The sequence below is a fragment of the Nitratireductor sp. J20-h4 genome, assembly GCF_056780505.1.
This window is the reverse complement of sequence record NZ_CM165557.1, coordinates 3378457-3392226: the sequence shown is the minus strand read 5'-3', so window position 1 is coordinate 3392226 and position 13770 is coordinate 3378457. Positions and strand designations below refer to the sequence as shown.

Sequence of the window (13770 nt, the reverse complement as noted above, 5' to 3'; positions counted from 1 at the left end):
CGACCAAGCGCTTGGGGACAACATCGCGCCGCGCGGTGTCGCGGGCCGTGCGCGTTCGCCGATGGCAATCGTGGGCATGTCGTGCCGCTTCCCCGGCAGCCGGGGGGCGGAAGCGTATCACCGTTCCCTGATCGGCGGGGCCGACCTTTTTTCGCCACCGCCGCGCGAGCGATGGACCTGGTGCGGCAACGACCGGATCGCCGTGCCCAAGGTGGGGGCGCTGGACGACGTCCTGGACTTCGACAACGGCCTGTTCCGCCTGTCTCCCCGCGAAGCCGAGACAATCGATCCGCATCAGCGTCTGATGCTGGAGGAAGCCTGGCTCGCGATCGAGAACGCCGGATATGCGCCGGAGGAATTTCGGCGCCGCTCGACCGGCACATTCGTGGCGATGTACAATCAGGACTTTCAATTCTACGCCCGTGCCGGAGACTGGGACGAGATTTCGCGTATCTATCTCGCCGCCGGCAGCGCCCGCTCGCTGGTGCCCAACCGGATTTCCTACGTCTTCGATTTCCGCGGGCCGAGCGAGATTGTCGACACTGCGTGCTCCAGCGCCCTCGTCGCCGTCCACCGCGCGGTCGAGGCGATCCGCAACGGCGAGTGCGAACAGGCCGTCGTCGGGGCCGTCAGCCTGCTCCTGGAACCGAGCAGGCTCGTGATGCTGCAGGAACTCGGCCTGCTCAGCCCGTCGGGGGAATGCGCCCCGTTCGACCGCGATTCCGGCGGGCAGGTGCTGGGCGAGGGCGTGGCCGCGCTGGTGATCAAGCCCCTGGAGACGGCGCTGGACGACCGCGACACCATTCATGCCCTCATCCTGGCCAACGGCGTCAATCATCAGGGTGCCTCGTCCGGCGGTCTCACGCGGCCGGATGCCTCCGCCCAGGCCGATCTGGTCCGCCGCACCTATCGCCGCCACGGGATCGATCCGCGGCAGGTCGGCTATGTCGAGGCGCACGGGAACGGCGGCGGCGGCGATCTCAGCGAATTGCTGGCGTTTCAGGCGGTCTTTGCCGAGGGTGTCCGCGTCGGCTCGGTGAAGGGCAATATCGGCTTCCTCGAGGCGGCCGGCGGCATGTCTCAGATCATCAAGATCGTCATGGCGATCAGGCACGGGGTGGTGCCGGCGACACGCGGCCATCGCGGCATCGTGGAAGACACGGAGCTACGCCCCGGCGCTTGCCGGATCCTGACCGAGAACATCGCGGTTCGGGAGCTTTCGGCGATGACCGGGCGGGCCGCTTTCACGGCCGCCGTTCACGCTTACGGGCTGGGCGGATGCAATGCCCACATCGTCTTGAGCGAACCGCCGCGCCCGCCCGCTGTCGACACGGCGCCGGGACTCCTTCCCATTCTGCTTTCCGGCGACAAGGCGGACGATCTGCGCGAGCAGGCCGGGCGGCTGCTGCAATGGCTTGACCGCGAGGCGTCGGTATCGCTCGCCGACCTCGCCTTCACCCTCGCCGCCGGCAGAACCCATCGCGCGTGCCGGAGAGCGCTTCTGGTTTCATCGGGGGACGAACTCGCGATGCGGCTCTGCGATCTCGCGCGGGGCGCGGAGCGTCTTGAGAACGCGGAGGATGCCGGGGTCGGCGCGGACGAACGGGTCGGCGCGGCGTTGAAGCACTGGCTTGCCGGGGAAACGCTCGACTGGGGAGAGGTCCTGAAGGCGGGGCGACGCACGGCGATCGATCCGACGCCGCTGCGCCGCCGCTACTTCCCCCTGCCCAAAGTCCGCGCCGAATAAACCGCCCCGTTCATGGCACTATCGAGCCACGCGACCGGTGCCGCTGCGCCCTCAATCGCTCGGTTTCAGCCCGTAAAATCGCGCCGCGTTGCTGGAGAAGATCCTCGCATCCGCGCTCAGCTCGGCGGGCAGGGCGCGCATCGTCGCCGCAAGCACGTCTCCATATTCGCCGGCCAACCGGCACACCGGCCAGTCGCTGCCGAACATCAGCCGCTCCGGTCCGAAACAGGCGACCGCGTGATGAACATAGGGTTGCAGGTCGCAGACGCGCCAGTCTGCCGGGTCCGCTTCCGTAATCAGCCCGGAGAGCTTGCAGTAGACGTTCTCGAAGCGGGCCACACGCTCGATCGCCGCCCGCCAGGGATCCAGTTCGCCGGAACCGATCGGTGGTTTCGACAGGTGGTCGATCACCGCCCGCAGCCCCGGTATTTCCTCCAGCACCGTGGCGACATGGCCGAGATGGCGCGGGTAGGTGAGGAAGTCGAACGCGATGCCGGCTTTGGCGATCGCCTCAAGGCTGCGCATCACCTTGGGCCGCACAATCCAGTCGTCGTCGGGCAGATCCTGCAGCATCGGCCGGATTCCGACGAATTTCGGCCTGTTTCGGTAGATCGACAGCTGAGCGCCGAAATCGTCGCTTTCCAGGTCGAGCCAGCCGACCACGCCGGCGATGAAATCCGTGTTTCCGGCAAGGTCGAGCAGGAAGTCGGTTTCGGCCCGCGTTTGGGCCGCCTGCACGACGATGGTTTTCACCACGCCGAACCGCTGCAGCGCAGGCGCCAGATCATCGGGAAGGTAATCGCGCAACAGGATGTCGGGTGCGCCGCGCATCCAGTCATAATCGTTGCGCGCCGGCTTCCACAGATGATGATGCGCGTCGACGATCATTGTGATGTCCTCATTCTGGTGCCGTCAGGTGGCCCGGCCGGGCAAAGCCGGCGGAGGGGCAGTTTTGCCCGGGCCCGCCTCGCTTGACCCAATCATTATACTAGTATTCTATTCTTTTGAACCGGTGATTTCCATTCGTTCTCTAACGACACTATGGAAGGAGGGGCGAGTATGAGCAGCGGCACCCCGCTTTGCAGGCTTGATGATCGCGGTCGTACGGCGTTGCGCAGCCATGCCTCAGCTCTCGCCGGCGGTTCGTGCCGGGCCGACGACCTGGCCGCGGCGCCATCGCGCCGGACGCGCATCGACCTATGGTACGTGCCGCTCGACCATTTCTCGCCGGCGGAACAAGCCGACTGCCTGCAACTCCTGAGCCGCGAGGAGCGGCAGCGTCACGAGTTTTTCAAAGCGGAATCGGCCCGCCAACAATTTCTCGCCGTGCGGGGCCTCGTGCGCACCAGCCTGTCGCGCTATCGCGACATCGCGCCGAGGGACTGGCGCTTTGCGACCAATCGCCATGGGCGCCCCTATATCGCCGATTGCCACGGCGTCAGCGATCTGCATTTCAGCCTCTCTCACACCCACGGCATGGTCGTCTGCGCAGTGGGCGGCGTCGCCGAACTGGGCGTCGATGTCGAACATCGCGCCCGAGCGGGCCCTGTCGACGACCTGGCGAAAAGCGTCCTCGCGCCACCGGAACAAGCCCGTTTTGATGCATTGGCGGACGATCGGCGCGGTGCGTTCTTCTTCACGCTGTGGACACTGAAGGAAGCCTACCTAAAGGCGCGGGGCCTGGGGATGTCGCTGCCGGTCGAGGGCGTCTGGTTCGACGTCGATGGCGTGCGGCCGGCTGTGCATTTCACAAACGCCATCGCGGACAATCCTTGGCGCTGGACGTTTCGCAGCCTTCAGCTGATGGGCTACGCCCTCGGCATCGCGGTCTCGACATCCGTCGAGCCGGATCTCGTGCTCAGACGGGCGCAACCGATCAACCTGCCCTCCTGGGGTGAGCGCGGGCAAGCCGCATCTGGCGACGGTGAAGGTCAAAAACGATGATCCGGGCCGTGCCCGACTTGTTCGACGCATTCTATTATATTAAAATAACAAACGATCAGGCGCATGCCGGCGGGCTGCGGGGCCGTCGATTGGAGCAATGCCTCTCCGGCGCAAACGGTCGCAAGGGGGGCGCCAAACACGAGCCGGCTGATTTGCCGTGGCGGCGGGACGGAGGAAGGAAGGTCACGCGGACATGGAAGCATTTATCTTTCCGGGGCAGGGCTCGCAGCATCGCGGCATGGGAGGCGAGTGGTTCGAGCACGACGAATTCCGCAGGCTCGAGGGCGAAATCGACCAGATTCTCGGCTATTCCATTCGCGCCCTGTGCCTCGAGGATCGGGACGGCCGGCTGAGACAGACCCAGTTCACGCAGCCGGCGCTCTATGTCGTCAACGCCCTGCATTATTTTCGCGCCATGCGTGAGAACGGGCTTCCATCCTATGTCGCGGGTCACAGCCTGGGGGAGTTCAACGCGCTTTTCGCCAGCGGCGTGTTCGACTTTCACACCGGGCTCAGGCTCGTCAAGAAGAGAGGCGAACTCATGGGGCAGGCGCGCGGCGGCGCCATGGCCGCGGTGATCGGCCCGGATGCCGAAACGCTCGCCGGATTGATCGAGGATCATGCGTTGTCCACGATCGACATCGCCAACCACAATTCGCCAAGCCAAACCATCATCTCCGGTCCCGAACCGGATATCGAGGCCGCTGAAACGGCACTCAAGCCGCATGTCGACATGTTCATTCCGCTGCCGGTCAGCGCCGCTTTCCACTCGCGTTACATGCAAGATGCCGCCGACGCGTTTCGCCTTGCCCTGGCGGATTTCTCTTTCGGCGAACCCCGCGTCGGCGTGATGTCGAACGTCACCGCGCAGCCTTATCCGGCCGAAAACGGTTCCGCGGCGATCAAGGATCTGTTGGTGAGACAGATCACCAGCCCGGTCAGGTGGCAGGACACGGTTCGCCATCTAAGGCGCCTCGGCGTGACCGAATTCAGGGAAGTCGGACCGGGTAACGTTCTGACGAAGCTCGTCGCACAGGTTCACTGACACGTTCCAGGCAAGTCGCGGCCGCGGCCGGGCGACTGTGCCGCCTTGGCGAACCCGCACGGTGGGAGACGATGGCAAACACATCCACAACGAAAATCGCTGAAGCTCCGGCGCGGTTGCTGTTGGACCAGTGCTTCCGGGACGGCGCTCCGAAATACATCGTCGATATCGGCTTCGGCGCAGGCTCATTATCCGGTCAACTCGAGCGGGCGTTGCGCTCCGAGTATCGGCACCTGCCACCCCGTTCGTTGCCGATGCTGATCGGCTTGAACCCCGACCCCGACACCGACCATGCCGGTTCCTCCGCTCGCGTTGTCCCCGGTCTCTGCGACAGCGGTGCGATGCTTGCAGAACAACTGGCCGCGCTCGGCGTTACGGATCTCGAAAACGCTGCCTATATCCATGCTCCGGCCGTGGATACGGAACCCGACGCGGCAGCGATGGCGGCGGCAAGCCTGCTCTTCGATGCCGGCTCGTTTGGCACGTCGCTGAAGCGGCACGGCCTGACCGTTCTGGCCCAGCAATCCGCTTTGGAGCCGTCTTGCGCGATCGCTTGGATGCGGGATCCGCAACGATTGTTGCTGGCGCTGGGGGGCGGCGGGGTTTTTCCCGATGCCGGTCCGGCGTTCGAATTGGGGCAGATGGCGGATACGGACGCGTTCTCGGCCGTGCGCTTCAGGCATCGCGACTACAGCGTTCGTCTTGCCGCCAAGGCCGACCTGCCGACATTGGCGGCGTTGGAAAAATCATGTTGGGCGGTCGGCAGCCGTGCCTCCTCGGCCATGATCCGCGGCCGGTTGACCCGCCATCCGGCCGGCCAGCTCGTGCTTGAAAACGAACGCGGTCTCGTCGGCGCCGTCTACTCGCAACGTGTCGTGAACGACGATTTCGGCGATTCGACGATGTTCACGGTCGGCAAGCTGCACGACGACGCCGGCCCGCTGGCGCTGCTGCTGGCGCTCAACGTTCTGCCCGAAATGCAGGACAGGAGTTATGGCGATCAGCTTCTGGAATTCATGCTTCAGTACTGCGCGGCCACGCCGGGCATAGACGCCGTCATCGGTGTGACGCGCTGCAAGGATTACGCCAAGCACGAGGGCGTGGACATGTCCCGCTATATCGGGCTGCGGAACGAACAGGGGCGGCTTGTCGACACCGTGCTTCGCTTTCACGAAATGCACGGCGCCCGAATCGAAAGGCTGGTTGCGAACTACCGGCCGCGCGATGACGAAAATAGCGGCTTTGGCGTCCTGGTCAGATATGAAGGGTGCCGGCAGCGCAAGGAACTGTCGGTCGACGCCGCCGCAACGGCGGTCCCGGTCGGCGTGAGCGAGATCGAATCCTTCATCGCCACGACCGTGGCGGCGATCCTCAACGCCGGTGATGGCGCGCAGATCGACGTCGCGCGACCCCTGTTCGAGCTCGGCATGGATTCGGCGGACCTGCTCGACCTCCGGGAGCGCATACGCGCGACCTTCGGCGTACGGCTGGAGGCGACGTTCTTCGCCGAGCACGGCACGTGCGAGCGTATCGCCACGCATCTGGCGGAGCGGCTTCCGCAGGAACCCGACAACGAGGGAGCCGAGCTCCCAGAGACCCCGCAGGCGAGCGCTTCGCCGGCCGCCGGTTCCCCGCCAGCCGAAAGACGCAAGACACCTACGGCAAAAGGCGACGCGATCGCGATCGTGGGCATGGCGTGCAGGCTGCCGGGGGGGGTCGAGGACAGGCACAGCTTCTGGGAGATATTGCGCGACGGCAAGGACATGGTCGGCCGGATGCCTGCCGGCAGATGGGCTTGGCCCGCCGGGATCGACCCGAGCGACACGCATCGCGGCATCGACCGGGGCGGCTTCATCCACGGCGTGGACGAGTTCGACCCGTTGTTTTTCCGCATCTCTCCAAAGGATGCCGCCACACTCGATCCCCAACAGCGACTGATGCTGCAACTGGCCTGGTCGTGCGTCGAGGACGCCGGGTATTCGGCGCATGCGCTGGCCGGGACCGACACGGGCGTCTATGTCGGGGCGAGCGGCTCCGACTATCAGTTGCGCCTGTGCAGCGAGCAGCTCGAGCATATTGACGGCCATTTCGGACTGTCGACATCCGTCGCCCTGCTTGCCAACCGCATCTCCTATTTCTTCGACTGGAACGGACCGAGCATCCAGGTCGATACGGCCTGTTCCAGCTCGCTCGTCGCTGTGCACGAGGCGGTCTCGGCGATCAAGAACGGCATGTGCGACCAGGCTCTGGTGGGCGGCGTCAACATCATGTGCCATCCGGCCACCAGCGTCGCGTTCTATTCGGCCGGCATGCTGTCCAAGGACGGGCGATGCAAGACGTTCGGCCGCGCCGCGGACGGTTATGTTCGCGGCGAGGGCGGCGTCATGTTCCTGCTCAAGCCGCTGGACGCGGCTCTGGCCGCCGGCGACCGCATTCACGGGCTCATCGCCGGAACGGCGGTCAACCATGGCGGGCAGACCGCGGGTCTGACCGTGCCGAGCAATGTCAGGCAGGCGGCACTGGTAAGGCGCGCTCTCGCCCGCGCCGATTTGCCGGCCGACGCCATCACCTATGTCGAGGCGCACGGCACCGGAACGGCGCTGGGCGATCCCACCGAGGTCAGGGGGCTCACCGAAGCCTTCGCCGACTGCCGGCACGCCCAGGCGGAGCCCTATTGCGGGCTGGGTTCGGTGAAGACGAATATCGGACATCTGGAAGCAGCGGCCGGCGTGGCGGGTCTGTTGAAGGTGTTGCTGCAACTGCAGCATCAAACGCTGGTCAAGAGCCTTCATTGCGACTATCTCAATCCGCATATCCGGCTCGACGAGGGGCCGTTCTACGTCGTGCGCGAGAACCGGCCCTGGACGCCGTTGCGCGACGGGGACGGCGATGCGCTGCCGCGGCGAGCCGGCATCAGCTCGTTCGGCAGCGGCGGCGCAAACGCTCATCTCATCGTCGAGGAATATGTGGAACCAGCCGATGCGTCCGATCTCGCAGCGGACACCGGAGCGCCGGCGATGGTGGTGCTGTCGGCCAAGACCGAGGAGCGGTTGAAGGAGCGCGCGCGGCAATTGCTCGATGCGATCGCGACCTACCCGCTGGGCGACGAGCAGCTCGCGAGCCTTGCCTACACGTTGCAGGTCGGGCGCCAGCCGATGGAAATGCGCCTGGGGATCGTCGCGGCCTCGATATCAGAGCTCGAAGCGACCTTGCGCGCTTACCTGGCCGGAGAGACCGCGATCGAAGGCCTTCAGCGCGGCAGGGTCGCCCGCAACACCGAGGCCGCAGACGGCGCCGTCGCCGCCGATCCTCGGGAAAACCTGGCGAGATGGGTCGAAAACGGCGAGCACGCGAGGCTGCTTGAGCTATGGGTGAAGGGCGTCACGCTCGACTGGGCGGCGCTTTGTGGCGAGAACAGGCCGGCCCGCCTGGCGCTGCCGACCTACCCGTTCGCCAGGGACCGCTACTGGCTGCCGCCGAAACCGACCGCGACCAAGACCCAGCCTGCCGGGGACGGGCTGGACGCCGCGCGCGCCGGCCTTGCCCACCCGCTTTTGCAAGCGAATATATCCGACCTGTCGGCCCAACGCTTCCTGACACGCTTTTGCGGCGACGAGTTCTTTCTCTCCGACCATGTGGTGCAAGGGCGGCGGGTGTTTCCGGCGGTCGCCTATCTGGAGATGGCGCGTGCGGCCGTATCGCAGTCGGGCCGGGACGCGTCGTGGCGGGCGGGACTCGAACTGAAGGACGTGGTGTGGGCGCAGTCGATCGCGGTCGACGATAGCGCGGTGGACGTTGCGATCGGCCTGTCGGCGCGCAACGGGGCCGATATAGCGTGGGAGGTATCGACCCAAGCTGCCGGGGGGCGGGACGGCGAACGCATTCTGCATTGCCAGGGGCGGGCCGTGCCTTTGGCCGAGCGCGAAGCCCCGGTCGTCGACATAGCGGCGCTGCGGGCGCAATGCCGGTCGACATCGATCCCGGCGCAGGAGTGCTACGAACGGTTCCGGGCGATCGGCCTGGACTACGGCGCGGCGCAGCGCAGCATGGCCGAACTGTCCGTCGCGACCGATCGGCACGGACGCAAACAGGTCCTCGCCCGCTTGGCTTTGCCCGATCCGGTGCGGGATGATGTGGCTCGTTATGGGCTCCATCCGAGCATTCTGGACGGCGCCTTGCAGGCGGCGTTGGGGCTGGATTTCGCGCAGGCGCAACAGGGTGGCCTGTCGCTGCCCTTCACGGCGGAAGCGGTTGCCGTGTTCGGCCCAAGCCCGTCCAGCGGCTGGGCCTGGGTGCGCGACAGCGATGGTCGCGATGCGTCGCAGACGTTGCGCAAGCTGGATATCGATATTTGCGACGACGACGGGCGAACCAGCGTGGCATTGCGCGGCTTTACCATGCGGGCGGCGCGACAGGGCGAGGAAACGCGCCCCGCGACGATGCCGGCCGATAGCGATGCCGTGATGCTGACGCCGGCGTGGGAGACGACCGATCCCGAACTCGGCGACATGTGGCCGACCGCCTCTGCGGCGGTGGCCATTGTCGGCGGCAGCGCCGCGCGCAGGGCGGAATTTCGCGCCCTCTATCCGCAGGCGCGCCTGATCGAGCTCGAACCGGCGTCCGGCGTGGAGGCGATCGAGGATCGGCTTCATGCGGGGGGAGCCATCGATCACGTCGTCTGGCTCGCGCCGGACGATCCGCCGGCCCAGCCGTTGGGGGAGGCGGTGGTCGAAGGCCAGCGGCGCGGCGTTCTACAATGTTTCCGCTTCATCAAGGCGCTGCTCGGACTTGGCTATGGCGACCGGCCGCTGGGATGGACGGTGGTCACGACGCAAACCCTGCCGATCGAACGCGGCGAGGCGTTGAATCCGACCCACGCCGGTATGCACGGTCTGATAGGCTCGATGGCGAAGGAATATCCGACCTGGCGGGTTCGTCTTCTCGACATGCCCCGCGACGGTGACTGGCCCGTCGCCTCCGTGCTGCGAATGCCTGCGGACGGACACGGCAATCCGTGGGGATACCGGCACGGCGAGTGGTACCGCCGCGTCCTGCTGCCCAGCCGGCTCGAGGGGTCCGGCCCCAGCCCGTATCGGCGCGGTGGCGTCTATGTCGTGCTCGGGGGCGCCGGCGGCATCGGCGAGGTCTGGAGCGAGTACATGATCCGCACCTATCAGGCGCAGGTGATCTGGATCGGCCGGCGCGCCAAGAACGCGGCGATCCAGTCGAAGATCGACCGTCTTGCCGCACTCGGCCCGGCGCCGGACTATCATGTTGCCGACGCGTCGGACGAGGCGGCCCTCGGGCAGGTGCACGACTTGGTCAGGCGCGCGCATGGCCAGGTCCATGGCGTGGTCCATTCGGCGATCGTCCTCAACGATTCCAGCCTGGCCAGAATGGAGGAAGCGGCCTTTCTGGAGGCGCTGTCGGTCAAGGTCGACGGTAGCGTTCACCTGGCGCGGGTGTTCGGTCGCGACCCTCTCGACTTCGCCCTGTTCTTCTCGTCGATGCTGAGTTTCAAGGCGCCGCCGGGACAAAGCAACTACGCCGCCGGCTGCGCCTTCAAGGATGCGTTCGCCCATCGCCTGGCGCAGGACCTGCCATGCGCCGTCAAGGTGATGAACTGGGGTTATTGGGGGTCCGTCGGCATCGTCGCCTCACAGGCGTATCGCGAACGCATGGCGCGGCTCGGGCAAGGGTCGCTGGAACCCGAGGAAAGCATGGCGGCGCTGGAACTGCTTTTGCGTGCGGCACAAGATCAGGTCGTGTTGCTGAAGCCGACCCGGCCGTTCGCCGCCGAAGATGGCGTCGCCTCGGATGAGGTGAGCGTCAATCCGGCGGCGTATCCGTCGACGCTTGCGGGGCTGCAAGCCTCGGTCGCGACACAGGCGCAAGAGATGCGGCCAGAGAGGGCGGCGGGTTTCGAAGAGATCGAACGATTGCTGCGCCGGCTGCTCTGGGCCCAACTCTGCAAGCTCGGATTTCCGGCCTCGCCCACGGACTTTGACGGGATCAAGGCCGCGTTGGGACTTCGCGATCTCTACGAGCGATGGCTGGCGGAGAGCCTGACCGCCCTCGCCGACGACAACTATCTCGCGAGCGACGGCAAGGCCTACTGGAGGCTGGCGTGCCCGGAGGCGGACGAGGCGGCGGCCTGGCGGGAGTGGGACGCGCACCGGAGCCACTGGCTGTCGGAGCAGGCCCTGGCTGCCAATGTCACACTCCTCGACAAGACCATGCGTGCCTTGCCCGACATCCTGAGCGGCGCGACGCGGGCGACGGACATCCTCTTTCCGAACGCCTCGATGGCGCTGGTCGAGGGATTTTACAAGGACAATCCCGTCGCCGACTACTTCAACGAGATCGTCGCGACCACGGTCGTCGGCTTCATCGAGCAGCGGGCCGCGCAGGACCCGACGGCGCGCATCCGCATTCTGGAAGTCGGCGCCGGCACCGGCGGCACCAGCGCACGGGTCCTGGAGCGGCTGAAGGGGTATCGGGACCGTATCGACGACTATTGCTATACCGACCTTTCACGGGCCTTCCTTACGCATGGCGAGCGTGTTTTCGGGGCGGAGAACCCGTATTTTCGGACCCGGATCTTCGATGTCGAAAAGCCGATCGCCGACCAGGGCCTGGATGGCGGTCAGTACGATCTCGTCGTCGGGACCAACGTTCTGCACGCCACGCGCAACATCCGGCGGACCTTGCGCAATGCCAAGGCGCTCCTGCGCGGCAACGGCCTGCTGCTGCTCAACGAGATCGTCGAGAAATCGCTGTTCCTGCATCTGACCTTCGGCCTTCTAGAAGGTTGGTGGCTGTCGGAAGACAAGAGCGTACGCCTGTCGGGCTCGCCCTGCCTGTCCGCCGATGCCTGGCGACGCGTTCTGATCGGCGAGGGCTTCAAGACGGTGCTGTTTCCAGCGTCGCAAGCGATCGGGCTGGGGCAGCAAGTGGTGGTCGCGGAGAGCGATGGCGTGGTCCGCCAGCAGCGGATCGAGCCTGCCGGTGGCGCAGAGGTGGCGCCGGTCCCGCCGCCCCCGGCGACCCGCCCGCCGCAGGAGAGATCGAACGAAAGCCATGTCCGCGAGATCGTGGTCGACAAGATCGCGCAATCGCTGGGCATGGCACGCGAGCGGATCGAGAGCGACCGGCCGTTTTCGGAATACGGATTCGATTCGATCGTTTCGGTGGGGCTGGTGAACGACATCAACCAGGCGCTGGGTGTCGATCTGCCGACGATCGCGATCTTCGACTTCAACACGGTTGATCGCTTGTGCGAGAAGATTTGCGCGGACTTCGCCGGCAAACTCCAACCCGAGACCGCGGCCGCCGAAGATCGGATGCACGCCGACCCTGAGGCAACGATGCCTGACGCGGCAATCGGAATGCAGGCCGCGGCCCGGTCCGCAGGCGATACGAAGGCGGACCATGTCCGTGCCGTGGTGCTCGACAAGGTCGCGCAATCGCTGGGCATGAAACGCGAGCGGATCGAGAGCGACCGGCCGTTTTCGGAATACGGATTCGATTCGATCGTTTCGGTCGGGCTGGTGAACGACATCAACCAGGCGCTGGGTATCGATCTGCCGACGATCGCGATCTTCGATTTCAACACGGTCGACAGGCTTTGCGCGAAGATCTGCGCGGATTTCGGTCAGTCGATCGTCCCGCCGGCCGGGAATGGGCCTCGGGATGTCCAATCCTCCCCCGCCACCGTCGTCGAATTGAAGGCCATCCTCGCGCGTGGCCGCAAACCGAAACACGCCGACGTGTCGCGACCGACGGTTTCGGTAGAGACGAGCCCGCTGAAATTTCACCATGTGCTTCTGACGAACCCCGGCCGGATCGATGATATCCGCCTGGTCGAGGGCACGCTCGCGGACCTCGAGCCGGATCAGGTCCATGTCGCCGTTCACGCGTTCTCGTTGAATTTCGGAGACCTGCTTTGTGTCTCCGGCATGTACCCCACCATGCCCGGCTATCCCTTTACCCCGGGATTCGAGGCGAGCGGCGTCGTCGCGTCGGTCGGCAGCGCGGTCACGACGGTCGCGGTAGGCGACCCGGTGATCGCCGTGATGGGGGAGCGGCTCGGCGGGCAGGGAAGCGTCGTCACCTGCCGCGAGACGCAATTGCTGCGCAAACCCGACTCGGTCTCCTTCGAGGAGGCAAGCGCGTTCCCCATCGCAACATCGACGATGGTCGGCGCTTTCCGCAAAGCCGATCTGCGCAAAGGGGAGCGGATCCTGATCCAGTCCGCCGCCGGCGGCACCGGCCTCATCGCCGTGCAGATGGCCAAACATCGAGACGCGGAGATATTCGCCACGGTCGGGTCCGACCACAAGATCGCACTTCTCCGGGAACGCGGTGTCCATCACGTCTTCAACTATCGCGACAACGATTTCGAGGTCGAGATCGAGCGGCGCACCGCCGGCAAGGGGGTCGATGTGGTGATCAACACATTGCCGGACGATGCCCTGCAGAAGGGGATCCGATGCCTGTCATCCGGCGGGCGGTACGTCGAACTCGCCATGACCGCGCTGCGATCGGCGAAATCGGTGGACCTTTCCGTCATGAACAACAACCAGAGCTTTCACAGTCTCGATTTGAGGCGCTTGCTGCTTGATAATCCGGCCGCCGCGATGGCCTATATGAGGGACGGTCTCGACCTGCTTGCGAACCGAACCGTGTCGCCAACGATCGGAAAAGTCTTCGCGTTCGACGAGATCGTCGAGGCCTATCGGCATCTGGCCTCGAGGCAAAGCGTCGGCAAGATCGTGGTTCGCATTCCTGAATCCTACAGGCACGGCGAGACCGGGCAGCATGGCGCCAGGATGTTCAACGAGGGCATGCAGTCGGCGTGAGGCGACGGCCCATTTCTGCCGCAGGGAGGGAGGTGCCGCCGCCGGCATCGCCCTCGGGCTGCGCTCGCCGTCCGATCGGGCTTATGGCGATAAAGCGTCTCCAGGCGAAGTCGGCGCCGGCTCGGCGTCCGGAAACGTGTCAAGAAAATCAGCAAAAACCGATCTGCGATTTA

Annotated in this window: 5 protein-coding genes; 4 read left to right on the top strand and 1 reads right to left on the bottom strand. The window is 65.7% G+C overall.

What is annotated here, in order from left to right:
• Window positions 1-61: 61 nt before the first annotated feature.
• Complete coding sequence (locus ACT2B0_RS16260) at window positions 62-1747, top strand: beta-ketoacyl synthase N-terminal-like domain-containing protein (RefSeq protein WP_473459243.1); 1686 nt, start codon at window positions 62-64, stop codon at window positions 1745-1747.
• Between the two features lie 51 nt (window positions 1748-1798).
• Here ACT2B0_RS16260 and ACT2B0_RS16255 read toward each other — a convergent pair whose 3' ends face one another.
• Window positions 1799-2635 (bottom strand): amidohydrolase family protein, encoded by an 837-nt coding sequence (locus ACT2B0_RS16255; protein WP_473459242.1) that lies wholly within the window; start codon window positions 2633-2635, stop codon window positions 1799-1801.
• Between the two features lie 171 nt (window positions 2636-2806).
• Between ACT2B0_RS16255 and ACT2B0_RS16250 the strand changes: the two genes are divergently transcribed.
• The 3 genes from ACT2B0_RS16250 to ACT2B0_RS16240 all read left to right on the top strand — a co-directional run bounded on the left by ACT2B0_RS16250 (window position 2807) and on the right by ACT2B0_RS16240 (window position 13597).
• On the top strand, window positions 2807-3691 hold the full coding sequence (locus ACT2B0_RS16250) for a 4'-phosphopantetheinyl transferase family protein (protein WP_481658414.1): 885 nt from the start codon (window positions 2807-2809) through the stop codon (window positions 3689-3691).
• Window positions 3692-3884: 193 nt separating this feature from the next.
• On the top strand, window positions 3885-4736 hold the full coding sequence (gene fabD / locus ACT2B0_RS16245; RefSeq protein WP_473459238.1) for an ACP S-malonyltransferase: 852 nt from the start codon (window positions 3885-3887) through the stop codon (window positions 4734-4736).
• Window positions 4737-5077: 341 nt separating this feature from the next.
• Window positions 5078-13597 carry an SDR family NAD(P)-dependent oxidoreductase gene (locus ACT2B0_RS16240; RefSeq protein WP_473459236.1) on the top strand — a complete coding sequence of 2840 codons (8520 nt, stop codon included), beginning with the start codon at window positions 5078-5080 and terminating at the stop codon, window positions 13595-13597.
• Window positions 13598-13770 lie beyond the last annotated feature (173 nt).

Coding starts and splice junctions, on each gene's coding strand:
- ACT2B0_RS16240 (WP_473459236.1), top strand. CDS start 5,078: ATGCTTGCAGAACAACTGGCCGCGCTCGGCGTTACGGATCTCGAAAAC.
- ACT2B0_RS16255 (WP_473459242.1), bottom strand. CDS start 2,635: ATGATCGTCGACGCGCATCATCATCTGTGGAAGCCGGCGCGCAACGAT.
- fabD (WP_473459238.1), top strand. CDS start 3,885: ATGGAAGCATTTATCTTTCCGGGGCAGGGCTCGCAGCATCGCGGCATG.
- ACT2B0_RS16250 (WP_481658414.1), top strand. CDS start 2,807: ATGAGCAGCGGCACCCCGCTTTGCAGGCTTGATGATCGCGGTCGTACG.
- ACT2B0_RS16260 (WP_473459243.1), top strand. CDS start 62: ATGGCAATCGTGGGCATGTCGTGCCGCTTCCCCGGCAGCCGGGGGGCG.